At 73.8% G+C, this 19,123-nt stretch carries 12 protein-coding genes and 1 pseudogene; 9 read left to right on the top strand and 4 right to left on the bottom strand.

Translation table 11 applies throughout. From position 1 onward, the window contains the following. Window positions 1-99 precede the first annotated feature (99 nt). The 3 genes from ACFYPG_RS28280 to ACFYPG_RS28290 all read left to right on the top strand — a co-directional run bounded on the left by ACFYPG_RS28280 (window position 100) and on the right by ACFYPG_RS28290 (window position 6,841). Window positions 100-660 (top strand): XRE family transcriptional regulator, encoded by a 561-nt coding sequence (locus ACFYPG_RS28280; RefSeq protein ID WP_355007752.1) that lies wholly within the window; start codon window positions 100-102, stop codon window positions 658-660. A gap of 383 nt (window positions 661-1,043) precedes the next feature. Then, window positions 1,044-5,798, top strand: coding sequence for a WG repeat-containing protein (locus tag ACFYPG_RS28285; RefSeq protein WP_387354391.1), 4,755 nt, complete (start codon window positions 1,044-1,046; stop codon window positions 5,796-5,798). Window positions 5,799-5,842: 44 nt separating this feature from the next. Next, a complete protein-coding gene (locus tag ACFYPG_RS28290) occupies window positions 5,843-6,841 on the top strand; it encodes an aldo/keto reductase family protein (protein ID WP_355007754.1) in 999 nt (332 codons plus the stop codon). Window positions 6,842-7,013: 172 nt separating this feature from the next. Here the strand turns inward: ACFYPG_RS28290 and ACFYPG_RS28295 are convergent, their stop codons facing one another. Beyond that, the gene (locus ACFYPG_RS28295; RefSeq protein ID WP_355007755.1) at window positions 7,014-7,811 is read right to left on the bottom strand and encodes a site-2 protease family protein; all 798 of its coding nucleotides are present in this window, start codon (window positions 7,809-7,811) and stop codon (window positions 7,014-7,016) included. After that, a complete protein-coding gene (locus ACFYPG_RS28300; protein WP_354942506.1) occupies window positions 7,811-8,011 on the bottom strand; it encodes a hypothetical protein in 201 nt (66 codons plus the stop codon). Before ACFYPG_RS28300 ends, ACFYPG_RS28295 begins: the two co-directional genes overlap by 1 nt. 144 nt (window positions 8,012-8,155) lie before the next feature. Here ACFYPG_RS28300 and ACFYPG_RS28305 point away from each other — a divergent pair. The 4 genes and pseudogenes from ACFYPG_RS28305 to ACFYPG_RS28320 all read left to right on the top strand — a co-directional run. Beyond that, a pseudogene (locus ACFYPG_RS28305) lies at window positions 8,156-9,433 on the top strand (protein kinase); the annotation flags it as partial. A gap of 673 nt (window positions 9,434-10,106) precedes the next feature. Next, window positions 10,107-12,029, top strand: coding sequence for a bifunctional adenosylcobinamide kinase/adenosylcobinamide-phosphate guanylyltransferase (locus ACFYPG_RS28310; protein ID WP_387354392.1), 1,923 nt, complete (start codon window positions 10,107-10,109; stop codon window positions 12,027-12,029). Next, window positions 12,019-12,792 (top strand): adenosylcobinamide-GDP ribazoletransferase, encoded by a 774-nt coding sequence (locus ACFYPG_RS28315; protein ID WP_355007757.1) that lies wholly within the window; start codon window positions 12,019-12,021, stop codon window positions 12,790-12,792. The genes ACFYPG_RS28310 and ACFYPG_RS28315 overlap by 11 nt, the downstream gene beginning before the upstream one ends. Before the next feature lie 67 nt (window positions 12,793-12,859). After that, window positions 12,860-14,158, top strand: coding sequence for a DUF2314 domain-containing protein (locus ACFYPG_RS28320; RefSeq protein ID WP_355007758.1), 1,299 nt, complete (start codon window positions 12,860-12,862; stop codon window positions 14,156-14,158). 117 nt (window positions 14,159-14,275) lie between these two features. On the opposite strand, the gene gcvT is transcribed toward ACFYPG_RS28320, so the two are convergent. Then, complete coding sequence (gcvT, locus tag ACFYPG_RS28325) at window positions 14,276-15,406, bottom strand: glycine cleavage system aminomethyltransferase GcvT (RefSeq protein WP_355007759.1); 1,131 nt, start codon at window positions 15,404-15,406, stop codon at window positions 14,276-14,278. Between the two features lie 162 nt (window positions 15,407-15,568). On the opposite strand from gcvT, the gene ACFYPG_RS28330 reads away from it, so the two are divergent. Beyond that, on the top strand, window positions 15,569-17,143 hold the full coding sequence (locus tag ACFYPG_RS28330) for a leucyl aminopeptidase (protein WP_355007760.1): 1,575 nt from the start codon (window positions 15,569-15,571) through the stop codon (window positions 17,141-17,143). Window positions 17,144-17,200: 57 nt separating this feature from the next. Here ACFYPG_RS28330 and ACFYPG_RS28335 read toward each other — a convergent pair whose 3' ends face one another. After that, window positions 17,201-17,527: a hypothetical protein gene (locus ACFYPG_RS28335; RefSeq protein ID WP_355007761.1), complete on the bottom strand. Its 327-nt coding sequence runs from the start codon at window positions 17,525-17,527 to the stop codon at window positions 17,201-17,203. Window positions 17,528-17,705: 178 nt separating this feature from the next. Between ACFYPG_RS28335 and lpdA the strand changes: the two genes are divergently transcribed. Further along, window positions 17,706-19,097, top strand: a complete 1,392-nt coding sequence (gene lpdA / locus ACFYPG_RS28340) for a dihydrolipoyl dehydrogenase (protein ID WP_355007762.1) — start codon at window positions 17,706-17,708, stop codon at window positions 19,095-19,097. The last annotated feature ends 26 nt before the right edge of the window (window positions 19,098-19,123 follow it).

The raw sequence follows: 19,123 nt of genomic DNA on the forward strand, positions 1-19,123 counted from the left end.
CAGCAGTTTCGCCGTAACTGCGCGGATCTTGTCGTGCGTTCTTCATGCTGAACGGGTCGTTGTTCGACAGACCGAACATGTGACCAATGGAGCGAAGGCATGCCTTCGGAACCGGCTGCCCCCCTGGCCACCATCGCCGCCGCCCTGCGCCGGGAGCGGGAACGGGTCGGCATCTCGCTGACCGAGCTGGCCCGCCGAGCGGGGGTGGCCAAGTCCACCCTCTCCCAACTGGAGTCGGGCACCGGAAACCCGAGTGTGGAGACACTCTGGGCGCTGGGCGTCGCCCTCGGTGTGCCGTTCAGCCGGCTGGTGGAGCCCGTCGACGACGGCGTACGGGTCATCCGGGCCGGGGACGGGCCGGACGTCCGCTCGGAGCAGGCCGACTTCAGCGGAACGCTGCTCAGCGCCGGTGCGGCGCACCTGCGCCGGGATGTCTACCTGATCAGGCTCGAACCCGGCGCGGTGCGGGCCGGGCCCGGACACACCCCGCGCAGTATCGAGCACGTGGTGGTCGCCGCCGGCCGGCTGCGGGTGGGGCCCGAGGCGGCACCTGTCGAACTCGAACCCGGCGACTACGCCACGTTCCCCGGCGACGCCCCGCACCGTTACGAGGCGCTCGCTCCCGGTACGTTCGCCGTCCTCGTCATGGAGCACCCCTGAGCGACGTGGGCGATCCCGCCGCAGCCAGGTGATCCTTGAGTGCGGTAAGGTCGGAGTCCAGATTCGCTTATAGGACCAAATGTCCGAAACCAATGGGATAACGTTTGCGCCGGTGGGCGGCAGCACAGTGGCGGTGAGCGAGCCCACGCCGTTACCCTCCATCCGCAGCCACGGCCTGCCGGAGCGGCGATCTGACCGGCGCGTGCGGCCCCAGCGCGACAATTTGCAACGAGGTGACAACGCGTGAGCGAGCGGACGCGAGCCGGCCACCGGGGCGTGGCAGGCGGCGACCGGACGCCCAGCGGTCACCCGACGGCGGCTGCGGACACCTCACCCCCGGCGAGAATCGGCCGAGCGGCCGGGTGTGGCGACGGGCTCGACGGATGAACGGCCGCTACACCGACCGGTGGTCAGACCCGAACGAACCGTCCTGGGTGGTCGAGCCGACCACCGAGTGGCACCCCCAGTTCCCCGGCCAGCGTTACGCCGGCGACATCGGCATGCCGCACCAGCCACCACCGCGCGGACGCGCGACGGTGTCCGGTCGCGCCGAGGTGCCGCCGCTGGCGCCCACCCGCCCGGACGGCACCTACCTCGGCCGGTCCTGGTCCGACGAATCACCGGCGGAACAGGCACCTCACGGCCGTTCCTGGGCCGACGACGAGCCGGGCGAGGCGTCGGCCTACAGCCGACTCCGCAGCGACGAACTCGCGGCCGACGCGTCCGCCTACGGCCGGCCCGACAGCGCTGACTCCCGCCACTACGACCACGAGCCGTACCGTCGTCCGCTGCCCGAGCCACCCCGCCGCGACGACCGCCGCTCGCCCGAGTCGGACCGACGTACCGCCTGGTCCGACCGACGCCCCGCCGACGAGCGAGGTCCCGCTCGGGAAGCCGCCTGGCATCGGGACCAGCCCAACCCCGAGCGGTACGACAGCCGCGGCCCCCGGCAGGAGCCCGCCGAGCGGGATCGGGGTTACCGGGGATCCCCGCCGGTCTCCCCCGCGCCCCGACCCGAACCCGGCTGGGTGCCCGAGCCGGACGACACACCACGTCGGCGCGGCACGCCGGAACGGCCCGCCGCTGGTCACGAACGGCACACCGCCGACGGGTACGGCGTCCGACCCACCCGCGACCACGACGGCCGCGTCGCCGACGGGGTCGACCCGTGGGCATCAGTGGACGGCCGCACGCGATACCGCGCCGACGGGTACCCGGACCGGGCCGCCGACGACCTGCGCCGCCCGGAGCCGCGCTACCGCGCGGACGAGGGGATCGGCGCAGCGCCCTCACCCAACGGTGGGCGACGGCGTCGTCCCGAGCCGGACCTGACCGACCAACCGCGCCTCGACGACGACCGGCGGCGGCCCGACGACGACCGGCGGCGGCCCGACACCGACCCGCACCGGCAGCAGCCCCGTGAGGCGGCGGCCCGCGCCGAGGCGTACCCGGACCGGCGACCCCGCGAGCAGGCCCGCCCGGACGGGTACCGCGACAACGGGTACCGCGAGGACGCCCCCCGTGAGGACGCGTACCGCGAGCCCCGGCCGCAGCCGGGCCAACGGTCGGACGGCAGTCTGCCCTGGCCAGCACCGGGTCCGGTGCGCCAGGACCGCACCTCGGACCGCACCCGGGAGCCCGGCCACCGCACCACGGACCCGCACCGCACCACGGAGCCGCACCGCACCACGGACCCGTACCGCGGCGCCGACCCGTACCGCGGCACCGAGCCGGGCGTCTCGCCCGGCCGCCCGGCCGCCCGGCCCGACCGGCCGGCGGCCACGCCGTCCCGGCCTGACGAACGCCCGGCGGCCACTCCGGCACGGTACGACGAACGACGGGTACGCCCGGCCGCCACGGCGCCGCCCGCCTCCGACCGCGCCATGCCGGTCTCCCCGGAGCGGCCCGTGTCGCCAGCACCCGTCTCCCCCGCTTGGGACCGACCGGTGTCAGCCGCCCCGGCTTCCCCGCAACGACCGGTGTCGCCAGCACCCGACTCCCCCACCAGCCGCGGTTGGGACCGACCGGTGTCGGCCGTCCCGGTCTCTCCCGCCTCCGACCGGCCGGTCTCGGGGCCACCCGCCGCGCGCCTGCGGTTGGAGTACCTGCCCGCGCCGGTGGACCCGCCCGGTGCCGACGAGCGCTCGGACGCCCCGTCGGCATCGGGACGCCGGCCGCTGGCCGAACCGCCACCGGCATCCGGACCGCATCCCGCTCCGCCGCCGCGTTACTCCGGCCCGGACAGCCGGGACCGTCCGGCGGACCAGCGGCGCGGCGAGGAGCCCGGCCCGGACCGCCGTCGGGTCGGCGACCCGTTGGCCGGCGCCCCACCGACCGACCGCCGCCCGACCTCCCCGGACCGCTCGCCCTCGGCGGAGCGGCCGCACCCCGCCGATCGACCGGCCGCGCCGGATCGACCGGCCGCGCAGCAGCGCCCGTACCCACCGGAGCGACTGGCACCGACGGCGGACGCCCGCCCGTCGGTGGCCCCGCCACCCACCTGGCAGGCACCGCCGCCGCCGGCGACCCGGTCCGACCCACCCCCGGCCGACCCGCCCCCGGCCGACCCGAGCCCGGTGGCTCCGCCTCCGGCGGCCCCGCAGCCACCGGCGGCGGAGGTCGAGCCGGTGCTCCCGCCGGCCCCCGGTACGCCGCGCCGCTACGTACCCCCGCCGCCTGCGGAAGAGCCGGTGGCGCCCGTTCACGAGCCGGACGACGTCCCGGGCACCCGCGGACCGGAGGCGTGGTTCAGCCCCGCTCAGCCCGCCGAATCCGACCAGGCCGAGCCTGCGACGGACCAGCGTCCGTTCGACCCGGTCGACGACGAGGCCGGCGACCCCGACCGCTCCGCGACACCGGACGCGCACACGTCGACGCCGGCAGCCGACACCCATCTCGGTGTGGCCGACGAGCACGCCAGCGGGTCGGCACCAGATGACGCGTTCGACCCGGTCTCCGCGCCGCCCGCCCACCCGGTCTCCGGTGCCCCGCGGCTCTGGGCGGACGACCTGGACGACGACCCGCAGCCCGGCTTCGACACGGAAACTGTGGATGGCGACCAGCCGGTCTCCGGCGTACCTGTCGTCGCGATGCCCCACCAGCGGACCGAAGCCGACGTCGACGCCGACCAGCAGCCCTTTGCCGCGTCGCCCAGCGCGGACACCGAGCCGGTCGAGCACGACCCGACGGACGAACTCGTGCCACCCGCCGAGCCGACGGACGCGATCGACAACCCGAGCGCGAGCCCGGCGGACGGCTCGCCAGTCGACGAGTGGCGGGGCGACGCGGCGACGCATGTCACGGCTGCGGACGACACGAGCCCGCCCGTCTCGGCACCTCCCGTCCCGGCACCGCCGTTTTCCGCACCGCCCGCCTCGGTCACACCGGTCTCCGCACCACCCGCCTCGGTCACGCCGGTCTCCGTTCCTCCGGCCCCGCCGGTATCGGCGCCACCCGCGGCACCCGTCTCCGCACCGCCTCTCTCCTCCGCGCCCGTCTCCGCACCGCCGGCATCGACCGCAGCTCCGGTGTCCGCACCACCCGCCTCACCGCAGCAGTACTCCGTAGCGCCCGTATCCGCGCCACCCGCGCCGGCACAGCCGTACTCCGGAGAACCGGTCTCCGCACCGCCGGCACCCGCAGCAGAGCCCGCCTCCGCGCCACCGGCCTCGACACCACCGCCCGCCGCAGCGCCGGTCTCCGGACCGCCAGCGTCGGTGGCACCGACGTCCGCGCCGCCAGCGTCGGCCGTACCCGGCCCGAGGAGCGGCTCGGACGGGGAGCACGAGCAGGTGTCCGCGCCACCCGAGGAAGCACCGCCGGTGGTGACCCGCCCGTCGCTGGCGGACCCGGGCGACCCGGAGCAGGTGCTGGCCGCGTACCGGTGGCGGTTGGACCCGGTCACCCTGCGCGAGGAGCTGACGGAGCCGGACGACCTGCGGGCCATCCGTCGGCGGCTGACCGAGAAGTTGGGCTCGGCGGTCGACAACCGTGCCCGGGCCCGGCTGCTCAGCCTGCGGGCGGTGGCCTCGCGGATCCTCGGCGACCTGGACGACGCGCTGGCCGACGGTCGACTCGCCCTCACCTACGCCGAGGCCACCGGCGAGCTGCGCCGGACCGCGCTGGCCCAGGCCCGGCTGGCCCACGTGCTGCGCTGGCGTGGCAATTTCGCCGAGGCCGACCAGCTCTTCGCCCAGGCCAACTCGGTCGAGTTGCCCGACCGGCTACGGGCCGCGCTGCACGAGCACGCCGGGCGGTCCTGTTACGACCAGGGGCGGCTCATGGAGGCGTGCGAGCACTTCGAGAAGGCGCTCGACCTGCGCGGCGCGGGCGACGCCGAACTGCTGGAACGGGTCCGGGTCGCCCTCGACGCGGTCACCGTCCGGGCCGAGGCGGATGGCTTCGGGGCGTACCCCCGGGGTCGGGACGAGGTGCTCGACCGGGACCGGCCCCCGTTGCCGGACCGGGACGGGTCGCTGTGGGGTTACACCAGCCAGGACGGCGACGTGGTCGTCCCCGCCCGGTACGCCGAGGCGCAGCCCTTCCACGACGGGCTGGCCTGGGTCCGCCGGCCGGACAGCGACCGCTGGTCGCTGATCAACCTGCTCGGTACGACGGTGATCCCGCCGTCCTTCCGGGCCGCGCAGCCGTTCAGCGACGGCCTGGCGTGGGTGGTCGGCGAGGGTGGTTGGACGGCGATCGACGCGACCGGGGCGGTGCAGGTCGCGCCGAACTTCGCCGAGGTACGACCGTTCCGGCGTGGGCTGGCCGCGGTGCGGCGCGAGGGTTGGGGGGCGGTCGACCGGACCGGTCGGGTCATCGTGCCCACCCGTTACCACGGCTTCGTCACCGAGTTGGCCGACGGCCAGAAGATCGACGGTTTCACCGACGAGGGGCTCGCCGTGGTCGACGTGGCGGGTCGGCGGGGCGTGGTGGACCGCACCGGCACGGTGCTGGTCCCGCCGGCGCACCCGATGCTGGTCATCCACCCGGTGGCGTTCCTGGTCGAGAGCGACAACGGGCGGTGGGGCGCGCTGGACCGGCGCGGTGTGCCGCTCATCGATCCGGTGCACCGCGATCGCGCCGAGGTGCTGGAGGAGATCGACCGGCTACTCACCGACGCCAACCCGGTGCTCTGAGTCGCCGGTCGCCGGTGTTGATCCACTGGGGCTAGGGTCGGTACATGGAATTCCGACACCTGGGCCGTTCCGGCCTGATGGTCAGCGAGATCTCGTACGGCAACTGGATCACCCACGGTTCGCAGGTCGAGGAGGACGCGGCGTTCGCCTGCGTCCGGGCCGCTCTCGACGCGGGGATCACCACCTTCGACACCGCCGACGTGTACGCCGGCACCCGGGCCGAGGACGTGCTCGGCCGGGCGTTGCAGAACGAGCGCCGTGAGGGCCTGGAGATCTTCACCAAGGTCTACTGGCCGACCGGGCCCGGCCGCAACGACCGTGGCCTGTCCCGCAAGCACATCATGGAGTCGATCAACGGCTCGCTGCGCCGACTGCGCACCGACTACGTGGACCTCTACCAGGCCCACCGCTACGACTACAGCACCCCGCTGGAGGAGACGATGGAGGCGTTCGCCGACGTCGTCCACTCCGGCAAGGCGCACTACATCGGCGTCTCCGAGTGGACCGCCGCCCAGCTGCGCGCCGCTCACCCGCTCGCCCGGGAGCTGCACGTCCCGCTGGTGTCCAACCAGCCGCAGTACTCGCTGCTCTGGCGGGTCATCGAGACCGAGGTCGTGCCGGCCAGCGAGGAGCTGGGCATCGGGCAGATCGTCTGGTCGCCGATGGCGCAGGGCGTGCTCTCCGGCAAGTACCTGCCGGGCCAGCCGCCGCCGGCCGGTTCCCGTGCCACCGACGAGAAGTCGGGCGCGGGCTTCATCTCCCGGTTCATGAACGACGACGTGCTGACCCGGGTCCAGCAGCTCAAGCCCCTCGCCGAGCAGGCCGGGCTCAGCATGGCCCAGCTCGCCGTGGCGTGGGTGCTGCAGAACCCGAACGTCTCGTCGGCGATCATCGGCGCGTCCCGCCCCGAGCAGGTGCACGACAACGTGAAGGCCGCCGGGGTGAAGCTCGACGCCGACCTGCTCACGGCGATCGACGACATCGTCGAGCCGATCGTCGAGCGGGACGCGGCGAAGACCGAGTCCCCCGCGCAGCGTCCCTGACGTTGTTCCGGCCCGGCCGGCGCGAACCCCTCGCGCCGACCGGGCCGGGTCAGCTCCGCCCGGTCAGCTTCCCCCGGTCAGCTCCGCCTGGTCGCCGGGCCGGGTCAGCTTCGCCCGGTCAGCTCCGCCTGGTCGCCGGGCCGGGTCAGCTTCGCCCGGTCGCCGGGCCGGGTCAGGTCTGCCAGAAGCGGATCAGCTCCAGGCCGGTGGCGTAGAGCCACGACGGCAGACCGAGCAGGTCACCGACCGCGAAGACGGCGTCGAAGAACCAGCCGCCGATGCGCGGGTTCCACAGCAGCGCGAAGAGCAGGATGAAGCCGTACGGCGCGAACAGGTCGTACATCTTGCGCCACTGCGGGGTGAGCCACGGCTGGATCATGTTGCCGCCGTCCAGGCCGGGCACCGGCAGCAGGTTCAGCACACTGGCGGTGAGCTGGAGGAAGGCGAGCAGCGCCACCCCGGCCCAGAACTCCACCGGACCATCCGACCGGGTGCCGACCTGCACCGCCGCCACCAACACCAGCGTGAACAGCACGTTCGTCGCCGGGCCGGCGAGACTGACCAGGGTGTGCCGCAGTCGACCCGGGATGGCGTGCCGGTCCACCCAGACCGCGCCACCCGGCAGGCCGATGCCGCCGAGCAGCACCACCACCACCGGCAGCACGATCGACAGCAACGGGTGGGTGTACTTCAACGGGTTGAGCGTCAGGTAGCCGCGATGGGCGATGTCCCGGTCGCCGGCCCGGTAGGCCACCACCGCGTGGGCGTACTCGTGCAGGCAGAGCGACACCAGCCAGCCGGACACCACGAAGAGGAACACGTTGAACCGGACGTTGCCGTACCCGTTCCAGGTCAGCACCCCGCTGACCGCGAAGAGCGCGACCAGACCGAGGAAGACCGGGCTGGGCCGGAACGCCGCCTTGGGCACGCCGAGGACCAGCCCGTCACCGCCCGGGCGGTCGTAGGCCATCACTCGGCCGTGGGCAGCAGGCTCATCCGGTAGTCCACCCGGTCGTCCTCCAAGAGCGCGACCGAGGTGACGCCGGACGCCGCGAGCTCCCGCCAGGTCTGACCGATCCAGGATTCGGCGTCGGCCTGGCTGCCGAACGACTCCGCCGGTCCCTCGACCGTCTGGCCGTCCGTGCCCTCGTACCGCCAGCTCCACGCCATGCCGCGTCTCCCCTCGCCGCTGAAGTCCCCGTGGGACGAACCCTCGCCAGCGTAGTCGGCCCGGCGCGCAACGGCCGCTCGCTCGCCCCCGCGGGGCCGACGGGGTGGATCAATCCGATCGACGCCGGCCGGTACGGTGGCTCGGTGCTGACACGGGGAGTGCTGCTCGGCGGCCGGTACCGGCTGGGCGAGCGGGTGGCGACGGGTGGGATGGGAGCGGTCTGGCGCGGCACCGACGTCCTGCTGGAACGCGAGGTCGCCGTGAAGGTGCTGCTGCCGTCGCTGGTCGCCGATCCGGAGTTCACCGCCCGGTTCCGGGCCGAGGCGCGGATGCTGGCCGCGCTGCGGCACCCCGGCGTGGTGCCGGTGCACGACGTCGGGCAGGCAGTGCTCGACGACGGCAGCCAGGTCGACTACCTGGTGATGGAGTACGTCGAGGGCGAGCCGTTGTCCGCCCGGGTGCGCGCGGTGGGGCGGCTGGATCCGGCCACCACCATGTCGGTGCTGGCCCAGGCCGCCGACGCGCTGCACACCGCGCACCTCGCCGGCATCGTGCACCGGGACGTGAAGCCGGGCAACCTGCTGGTCAAGGGCGATGGCACCGTGGTGCTCGTCGACTTCGGCATCGCCCGGTCCCGCGACATGGCCGGGCTCACCGCCGCGAACATGGTGCTCGGCACCGCCTCGTACATGTCTCCGGAGCAGGCCACCGGGCAGCCGGTCTCGGCCGCCACCGACATCTACGCGCTCGGCGCGGTGGCGTACTTCTGCCTCTCCGGGCAGCCGCCCTTCCACGGTGACAACCCGCTCGCGGTGGCGCTGCGGCACGCCCAGGAGGACCCGGCGGCGCTGCCGGCGGACACCCCACCGGCGGTTGCCGCAGTGGTGGCCCGCGCGCTGGCCAAGCGTCCGGAGGACCGGTTCGGCAGCGCCGCTGAGTTGGCCGCTGCCGCCGCCGATGCCCGCGACGCGACAGTGGCGAGCATTCCGGTCTCTGCCCGCCCACCGTGGGCGCTGGCCGCTCCCACCCCGGGCGTCGCGGCTCCCGCCGTCCCGACTTCCGTACCGTCGGCCGGCCCGACTCCTTTTCCGGCAGCCGGCCTGGCTTCCGCACCGTCGGTCGCGGCGACGCCGCCCGCCGGGTCGGTGTCGGCTCTACGCCCACCGGCGAGCGTGGCGGTCGAAGCGACGACCGAGCCGAAGCCGACCCGGGAGGACGCGCTCGGGAGCGGGCCGCCGGGCCGACGCCGTCCGCTGCTGGTCGGGGCAGGTGCTGTCGTTCTCGTCGCGCTCGTCGTCGCGGTGGCTGTGGTGGCGCTTCGACCCGAAGCGAAGCCTGGTTCGGCGGACCAGCCACCCGCGCTGGCCGGCGAGTCGGCGGCGGTCACCGACGCACCGCTGCCGCCCGGGGACGCGACCACCACCGGGCCCGGGCCCAGCGCAACGCCGCGGGTCGATCGCACCGCGACGGCCGACCCGACCGGGTCTCCCGCCGACGCGACGACCAGCGGCGAACCCACCGGCGCCGCAATGCCGGGCGGTACGCCGACCGGTACGACCAGCAGCCGACCGACGCCCAGCCGCACCCCGTCCAGCCGGCCCAACCCGTACACGGCCGCCCAGGCGTGCGGCAGCGGCTACCAGGTGATCGACTCGGCGACGCTGACCGGCGGGGACGGGCAGCGCAAGGGCCGGGTCTTCCTGCTGTACCACGGGGGCACCGGGACCAACTGTGTGGTCACCCTCAAGGACACCGCGGTCGGCGCGAAGTCCGCCGCGTCGGCGTACCTGGAGGTGCAGGGCAGGGCCCGCAGCACTGACAGCGGGTCCTTCGACTATTACGCCGGGCCGGTGCGGGCCACCGCCGCCGGGACGTGCGTCAAGTGGGGCGGCACCACCGGCGGCGTCAGTTACGGCAGCGGGTTCGAACACTGCGACTGACCGCCGTGGCGGCGGGTGCAGCGGACCGGGGTCGTGCCGCATTCGGGTGGGGGAACTGGGCGCTTCCCCGCAATGAAGGCGGAACGGACTTTCGATCTTCGGCAGGGTCGGGGCGACGTGCCCGGGCCCGAAGGATGAGAACTAAGGTACGGGCATGTCCGTAGACGGGTGGAACACGGTCCTGGTGCTCGGCGGTATCCGGTCCGGCAAGTCCGAGTTCGCCGAGTCCCTGGTCAGCGACGCGCCGGTGGTCCGCTACGTCGCCACCGCGCCCGAGGGCGACCCGGAGGACACCGAGTGGGCGACCCGGCTGGCGGCGCACCGCGCCCGACGGCCGGGCAGCTGGACCACCGAGGAGACCACCGAGGACCCGCGCCGGCTGGCCGACGTGCTCGAGTCCGCCGAGCCCAACGAGTTGTTGCTGGTCGACGACCTGGGCGGCTGGGTGACGGTGCTGCTCGACCCGGACCACCAGCCCGCCGACGACGTGGCGACCATCGCCGAGCTGGCCGAGGCGATCCGCGGGTGTGCCGCGCGGGTGGTGCTGGTGAGCCCCGAGGTGGGGCTGTCGCTGGTGCCGACCACCCCGCTGGGCCGGGCGTTCACCGACGCGTTGGGCGCGGCCAACCGTGCGGTCGCGGACGCCTGCGACGCGGTCGTACTGGTCGTCGCCGGTCAGCCGGTCTGGCTCAAGTCGCCCGTCACCGAACCGTCCGCTCCCGCCCCCGTGACCGCGTCGCCGGCCGCCGCCGCAGCACCGGTCGTGGCGAGCCTGGCCGACACCGAGCCCACCCCCGAGGTGCAGCTCCCCGACGTGCTGACCCCCACGCCGCCGGCCGCCCCGACCGCGGAACCGGGCAACCCGTGGGCCGCGCCGACAATGGCGCTGCCGATGGTGTCCACCGGGCTGGTCATCCAGCCCGGCATGGAGCTGCCGATGCCCGACGAGTACGCCGGCCCACAGGCGGTCGACCGGCTGGCCACGCTGGACGTACCGGGCGCCGGGCTGGGCGTGTTGGACCGGGTGGTGGGCTTCGCCGCCGCCACCCAGGGCACCTCGACCCCCGCCGCCTGGGGCTCAGCGCGGGTGCTGCTGCTGCACGGCGACCACGCCGGCGGGGCGGCGGCCGGCACCGTCGCCGGTGAGTCGGCACGCCGCGCCGCACAGGCCCGCGCCGGTCAGGGCGCGTTGGCACGGCTGGCCGCCGAGAGCGGCGCGAGTCTCCAGGTGGTGGACACCCCGGCCTCCGCGCCGATCGAAGACCAGCAGGCCCTCGCGCCTGAGCAGGTGGAGTCCGCGCTGCGTTACGGCTGGCGGTTGGCCGAGCAGGCCGCCGACGCCGGCGTACAACTGCTGGTGCTCGCCGCGTGCGGTGCCGGCACCGAGGCGGCGGCCGCGGCGGTGCTCGCGGCGACCGCGGGCGCTGAGCCGCCCGCCGTGCTGGGTCGGGTGATCACCGACTCCGGCGAGATCGACGACGCGGCGTGGATGATCCGCTGCGCGGCGGTGCGCGACGCGCTGCACCGCACCCGACGCTCGTCTCGCGGCGCCAAGGACATCCTGGCCGAGCTGGGCGGCGGCGACGTGGCGGTGGCCACCGGCGTGCTGCTCGGCGCCACCGCCCGCCGGGTGCCGGTGCTGCTCGACGGTCCGGTCGGGTTGGCCGCCGCCATGGTGAGCCGTGACCTGGCCGGGCAGGCCCGGCACTGGTGCCTGCTGGCCGACCACGGTGGGCACCCGGCCGTGCGGCTCGCCGCCGACGTGCTGGGCCTCACCCCGCTGCTCGACCTGCGGATGGATCTCGGCGAGGGCGCCAACGCGCTGGTCGCGCTGCCGCTGCTGCGCTCGGTGCTGGCGTTGTCCGCCGCGTTGCCGGTGCACCCGTCGCTGGGCGGCACCGACGACACCGACCCGCCCGCCGACGAGCCGGAGTCCACCGACCCGAGCTACGCGGACCCGGATCTCACCGAGCCCGACTCGACCGAGCCCGACTTCGCCGAGCCGGTGCCGGCCGGGCCGGGCCGGGCCAGCACCGGGGTGGACGAGCAGCCGGCGTCGGGCTGGCGTGCCGGCTGAGCCACGGCTGCTCGCGGGAGTCCGGCTGGCGGTCACCACGTTCACCACGCTGCCGGTGCGGGCCGGGCGCATCGACCGACCCGTCGCGGGCACGGCGATGGCCCTCGCCCCGGTGGTCGGTGCGCTGCTCGGCGCCCTGCTGGCCGGTGTGCTGCTGCTGGCCGGGGCGCTCGCACCGCCGCTGGTGGCGGCCGGTGTGACCGTCGGCGTCGCCGCGCTGCTCACCCGAGGACTGCACCTGGACGGGCTGGCCGACACAGTTGACGCGCTCGGCTCCTACCGGCGGGGCGCGGCGGCCCTGGAGATCATGAAGAAGCCGGACGTCGGCCCGTTCGGGGTGGTCGCCCTGGTGGTCGTACTCCTGGTGCAGGCGGCGGCGCTCGCCGACCTCGCCGGGCGGTCCTGGCCGGCTTGCCTCGCGGCGGTGGTCGCGGCGACCGCGGCCGGGCGGCTCGGTGTCACGATGGCTTGCCGGCGGGGCGTGCCGGCGGCCCGGCCCGACGGGCTGGGCGCGCTGGTCGCCGGCACAGTCGGCCCGGTGGCGTTGGCCGCCGGCGCGGTCGCCGTCGTGCTGCTGGCGGTGCCCGCGGTGCCGGGCCGTCCATGGCAGGGGCCGCTGGCCGTCGTCGCCGCGACCGCCGTCGCGCTACCGCTGCTCAACCACGTGGTACGCCGCCTCGGCGGGATCACCGGCGACGTCCTCGGCGCGACCGTCGAGGTGGTCACCACGCTGGTCTACCTGGGTCTGGTGCTGTCCGGCTGAACCGGGCCCGGCGGGCCGGGTAGCGTTCGGCTCGACAACACCGGCGCGGCCACCGGGGGAACCCACAATGCTCATCACGGACGACTTCCTGCCCGTTCCGGTGCCGGAGTCGCTCAGCGCGACCTACCTGGTGCCGATGGCGGGGCTACCGAAGGTCAGTGCGAAGACCGCGGTGGCGGCCCTGACCGGCCGGCTGGCCGAGCCGGTGCACGGGCTGGCCCGGCAGATGCTCGACAGCCCGCTGATGAGCGTCGACACCCGGCCGATCGCCGAGTTCCCCGAACTGCCACCGGACCTGCTCACCGCGTTCGGTGCCACCAAGGAGCAACTGGACCGGCTGGCGGCGGCGACGCACCTGGTGGTCGTACAGGCCGAGTACCGGCCCGGTTGGCCACCCGCGCACGAGTGGGCCGCGCGGGCGGTCGCGGCAGCCGTGGCGGAATCCGTCGACAGCGACGTGGTGGACGTCTTCGGCCTCCAGTTCCTCGACCCGGCGACCGCGCTGCGCTCCCTCCCCGACGAGCAGGGCCGGATCCGACTTGTCGACTGGGTGCTGGTGCCGTACTCGTCGGACACCGAGGGCCTGTGGTTCACCACCAAGGGGCTGCGCCGCTTCGGTCTGCTGGAGTTGCAGACCCAGGGGGTGCCCGACCACCTCACCCGGGCCTGGGGTGCGGTGATGACCGGGGCGGCCCGCCGACTGCTGCGGGACTGGACCGACGGGCTCACCGGCGAGGAGGTGCCGGCGTTCGTGCAGCTCCCGGTGCTGGCCACGGTCACCGGGCACGACATCGCTGTGGCGTACGGCAACCCGGAGCAGCACGGCGCCACCGCCCCGGTGCTGCTGCGCCTCGAACTGGACCCGGCGACCGACCCGGAGGCCGACTCGTTCCTCAGCCTGCGCCCGCCGGCCGGGCACCCCGGCCCGGACGGGCGCTACTACGCCGCCGCCTGCGCGACCCTGTTCTCCGGCATCCAGCCGGACGTGCGTTACGCCCGCTCCGGTGACGCGATGAGCCGTGCGGTCGCCACCGCCCGGGCCGCGCTGGATGACGCTCGGGCCCGGTTCGTCGCAGGGCAACTCCCCACCGAGTCGCAACTGGTGGTGAAGTACGGCCTGCCCGGAGACGACGGCCCGGAGTACGTCTGGGCGGGCGTCACCTCGTGGGAGACCCCGGAACGCATCGTCGGCGTGAGCGCCAGCGACGCCAACACCGACCAGAGCGTCCGCATCGGCGCCCCCGTGGTCGTGGAGACGTCCGACGTGGTCGACTGGGCCGTCCTGGACGCCACAGGCGTCATCGAAGGCGGCTGGACCCAGGCAGTCCTGGACTCCGGCGAACCCCCAACCCCCAAAACCCCCTAACCCCAACCCCCCTCCGGGCCCCTCCGGGCGCGTTGATCATGAAGTTATTGCCACCGCCGTCGGCGTGTCGTGGCAATAACTTCATGATCAACCAGGGCTGGGGCCCCGGGCGGGGGGTTACTTCACTGAGGGGGTTACGAAGGGGGGTTTGGTCAGGGTCAGGGGGGCTCGGCGGCCTCGGATGTCGATCTCGACCTCGTCGCCGTCGGTCAGGTTGGCGTCGGTGTTCAGCAGGGCCAGCGCGATGCCCTGCTTCCTCGTCGGGCTGAAGGTGCCGCTGGTCACGGTGCCGACCTGGGTGTCGCCCACGTGCAGGGTCATGCCGGGCCGCGGGATCGCCCGGTCGACGGCCACCAGGCCGCGCAGCGTACGCCGGGGGCCGGCGGCCTTCTCGGCGAGCAGCGCGTCGCGGCCCCAGAAGGCCGGCTTGTCCCAGCCGACCGCCCAGCCGGAGCGGGCCTGCACCGGGCTGATGTCCAGGGAGAGGTCCTGCCCGTGCAGCGGGTACCCCATCTCGGTCCGCAGCGTGTCCCGGGCGGCCAGCCCGCAGGCCCGCAGCTCGAACGCCGCACCGGCGGCGAAGAGCGCATCCCAGACGCTGACCGCGTCCTCCGCCGGCACCACCAGTTCGTAGCCCAGCTCACCCGTGTAGCCGGTGCGGCAGACGGTCAGCTCCACCCCGGCGAGGGTCGCGGCGGAGAAGCTCATGTAGCCGTGCTCGGTGGGCAGGTCCAGGGCGGCCAGCAACTCGGCCGAGCGGGGACCCTGCACGGCCAGCACCGCGTACGCCTCGTGCTCGTCGGTGACTGTCACCTGTGCGGGAGCGGCGGCGCGCAACCGGCGCACCACCTCGGCGGTGTTCGCCGCGTTCGGAATGAGGAAGACGTGGTCGTCGGCGTAGAGGTAGGCGATGATGTCGTCCACCACACCGCCGGTGGCGTCGTCGCAGCAGAGCGTGTACTGCGCCCGGCCCGGGCCGATCCGGCCCAGGTCGTTGCTGAGGCAGGAGTTGACGAAGTCGGCCGCTCCGGGGCCGCTCACCCGGGCCTTGCCCAGGTGTGACACGTCGAAGACCCCGACCGCCGTACGCACAGCGGTGTGCTCCTTGAGCACCCCGCCGCCGGCGTACTCCAGGGGCATTTCCCAGCCCCCGAAGGGGGCGAACTTGGCTCCGGCGGCGGTGTGCCGCTCGTGCAGCGGGGAACGGCGCAGCCGGGTCGCGGCAGCGTCGGAGGTCACGTCGGTCATGGGTGGCAACTTACCGGGGGCAACGTCGCTGGTTAGCATCGGCGGGAGCCCGCTGGCGCTGTCGGCGGGACAGCCATGACGTCCGGCGGGTAGGTTCCGCCGGAGACCTTCACCGCTGGTACGCGACGCCGCGACCGGCCCGGCCCGCCCGGAGTAGCTTCAGTGACTTCACCCCGCACCACCAACCTGAGCCTGGTCGACACCGACCCGGCGGAGCTCGCCGTCGACGCGATCGTGATCGGCGTGCACAGCCAGACCGGAGAGCAGGGCGCCACCAGCGGCCTCGCCGGCACCCTGCTGCTCGCCAGCGGCGCCGAGAGCATCGCTGCCGCGTTCGACGGCAAGCTGACCGAGACCCTCGCGCTGCTCGGCGCGACCGGCGGGCCGGGTGAGGTGATCAAGCTGGCCACGCTGGGCACCGTGACCGCCCCGCTGGTCACCGCGGTCGGGCTCGGCCCGGAGCCGTCGGGTGCCGCCCCGGCCCCGGAGACGCTGCGCCGGGCCGCGGGTGCGGCGATCCGTGCCCTGGCGGGCGCACCCACTGTCGCGCTGGCGCTGCCGCTGCCGGACGACGCGGACGCGTCGGCCGAGCTGCGCGCGGTCGCCGAGGGCGCGCTGCTGGGTGGGTACCGGTTCCCCGGTTACAAGACCCGGCCCCAGCCGACCCGGCGCGAGCCGGTGGCCGAGGTGCTCATCGCGGTGCCGGACGCCACCGACGCGGCAGCCCAGGCGGAGGTCGTCCGGGCGCAGGCGGTGGCGGGCGCGGTCCGGCTCAGCCGGGACTGGGTGAACACCGCGCCGAACGAGCTGCGTCCGCCGTCGTTCGCCGACGCGGTCGCCAGCGCGGCGCGCGAGGCGGGCCTCGGCGTCGAGGTGCTCGACGAGGCGGCGCTGGCCGCTGGCGGGTACGGCGGCATCGTCGCGGTCGGGCAGGGCTCGGAGGCCCCGCCGCGGCTGGTGAAGCTGACCTACACCCCGCAGGGCGGCGGCAACGGCAAGCGGGTCGCGCTAGTCGGTAAGGGCATCACCTTCGACACCGGCGGCATCTCGATCAAGCCGGCGCAGGGCATGTGGGAGATGAAGTCCGACATGGCGGGCGCCGCCGCGGTGGGCGCGGCCATGCTGGCGATCGCCGCGCTGAAGCCGACGGTGGCGGTCAGCGCGTACCTGCCGATGGCGGAGAACATGCCGTCGGGCACCAGCTACCGGCCGGGTGACGTGATCACCATGTTCAACGGCAAGCGGGTCGAGGTGCTCAACACCGACGCCGAGGGCCGGATGATCCTGGGCGACGCCATGGCCCGTGCCTGCGCGGACGGCACCGACTACCTGTTCGAGACCTCCACCCTGACCGGCGGCCAGGTCATCTCGCTGGGCAAGCGGATGGCCGGCGTGATGGGCACCCCGCAGCTGTGCGACCGGGTGAAGGTGGCCGGCGACGCCGTCGGCGAGCCGGCCTGGCCGATGCCGCTGCCCGACGACGTCCGTAAGGGCATGGAGTCGGATGTGGCGGACATCTCGCAGGTCAACGCCGGGATGGACCGGGCCGGTCACATGCTGCAGGGCGGCGTGTTCCTGCGCGAGTTCGTGACCGACGACGTGGCGTGGGCGCACATCGACATCGCTGGGCCGGGCTACCACTCGGGCGAGCCGACCGGCTACTGGACCAAGGGCGGCACCGGCGTTCCGGTCCGCACGCTGGTGCAGCTCGTCGAGGATGTCGCCGCCAACGGCTGACGGAACGGAAAGCGAGGGGCCCCCGGTCGCCGCCGGGGGCCCCTTTCGCGTTGCTCACTACCGCTCGGGGCGACGTTTGCGGCGTTCGTTGAAGTCGCGCATCCGCTGCGGGTAGCCCATCAGCCGGACGTCGTAGACCGGGATGCCCATCCGGTACGCGAAGCGCCGGGCTCCGTCCGGGCCGTCGATGCGCCGACGGGTCCACTCCCCGTCGTCGGCGATCAGGATGACGGTGGTCTCGGTCACCGTCGTACGGGGTTCGATGTACGCCTCGACGCCGCGCCGACTCCGGATGAAGTTCTCCAAATGGTCCAGATCCCCACGACTGGCAGCACGGTCATGGCTCGGCACAGCCGCCTGTTTGCGGCGCCGGAACAAGCCCACCGGTTCTCTCCCCCACCGAGCGTCATCGACAACGGTGCCAAGGGTACGTGTCGATGACGTGTCGTTGGGCACCTCGGTACGCACCCTGTGCCCAGTGGTGACAAGATGACCGAGGTGGGGTGTGTCCGTGTTACACCTCTGTGACCCCCGATGCAGCGACGCGACCTGGGAGTTGGACGTGAGCGAGCCGAACGAAGCGACCTTCGACATTGTCATTCTCGGAGGTGGCAGCGGCGGCTACGCGACCGCGCTGCGCGCCGTCCAGCTGGGCCTGAAGGTCGCGCTGGTCGAGAAGGGCAAACTCGGCGGCACCTGCCTGCACAACGGCTGCATCCCGACGAAGGCTCTGCTGCACGCCGCCGAGATCGCCGACCAGGCCCGCGAGTCGGAGCAGTTCGGGGTCAAGGCCGAGCTGATCGGCATCGACATGGCCGGGGTCAACTCGTACAAGGACGGCGTGATCGCCCGCCTGTACAAGGGCCTGCAGGGCATGTTGAAGGGCAACAAGGGCATCACGATCGTCGAGGGTGCCGGCAAGCTGGTCGGCAAGAACGTGGTCGAGGTGGACGGCAAGCGCTACACCGGCCGCAACATCGTCCTGGCCTCCGGCTCGTACGCGAAGAGCCTGCCCGGCCTGGAGGTCGACGGCGAGCGGATCATCACCAGCGACCACGCCCTCACGATGGACCGGGTGCCGTCGTCGGTGATCGTGCTCGGTGGCGGCGTGATCGGCGTCGAGTTCGCCAGCGTGTGGAAGTCCTTCGGCGTGGACGTGACGATCGTCGAGGCGCTGCCCCGGCTGGTCGCCGCCGAGGACGAGGAGTCGTCCAAGGCGCTGGAGCGGGCGTTCCGCAAGCGGAAGATCAACTTCAAGGTCGGCAAGCCGTTCGAGAAGGTCGAGAAGACCGAGGGCGGCGTCAAGCTGACCATCCAGGGCGGCGAGACCGTCGAGGCGGAGCTGCTGCTGGTCGCCGTGGGTCGCGGCCCGAACACCGCCAACCTCGGGTACGAGGAGCAGGGCGTCAAGATGGACCGCGGCTTCGTGCTGACCGACGAGCGGCTGCGCACCAGCGTGCCGAACGTCTACGCGGTCGGCGACATCGTGCCCGGCCTCCAGCTCGCGCACCGCGGCTTCCAGCAGGGCATCTTCGTCGCCGAGGAGATCGCCGGCCAGAACCCCGCCGTGATCGACGAGGTCGGCATCCCGCGCGTCACGTACTGCGACCCGGAGCTGGCGTCGGTGGGCCTCACCGAGGCCAAGGCCAAGGAGCAGTACGGCGCTGACAAGGTCAAGACGTACAACTACAACCTGGGTGGCAACGGAAAGAGCCAGATCCTCAAGACCACCGGCTTCGTGAAGCTGGTCCGGGTCGAGGACGGCCCGGTCGTCGGCGTACACATGATCGGCGCCCGGGTGGGTGAGCTGATCGGTGAGGCGCAGCTCATCTACAACTGGGAGGCGTACCCGGCGGAGGTCGCCCAGCTCGTGCACGCCCACCCGACCCAGAACGAGGCCCTGGGCGAGGCGCACCTGGCCCTCGCCGGCAAGCCGCTGCACGCGCACGCCTGATCATCCAAAACCGCGGCGTCCGGCGA

Source organism: Micromonospora sp. NPDC005553, from assembly GCF_042871765.1.
In the GTDB taxonomy this organism is placed as follows: Bacteria; Actinomycetota; Actinomycetes; order Mycobacteriales; family Micromonosporaceae; genus Micromonospora.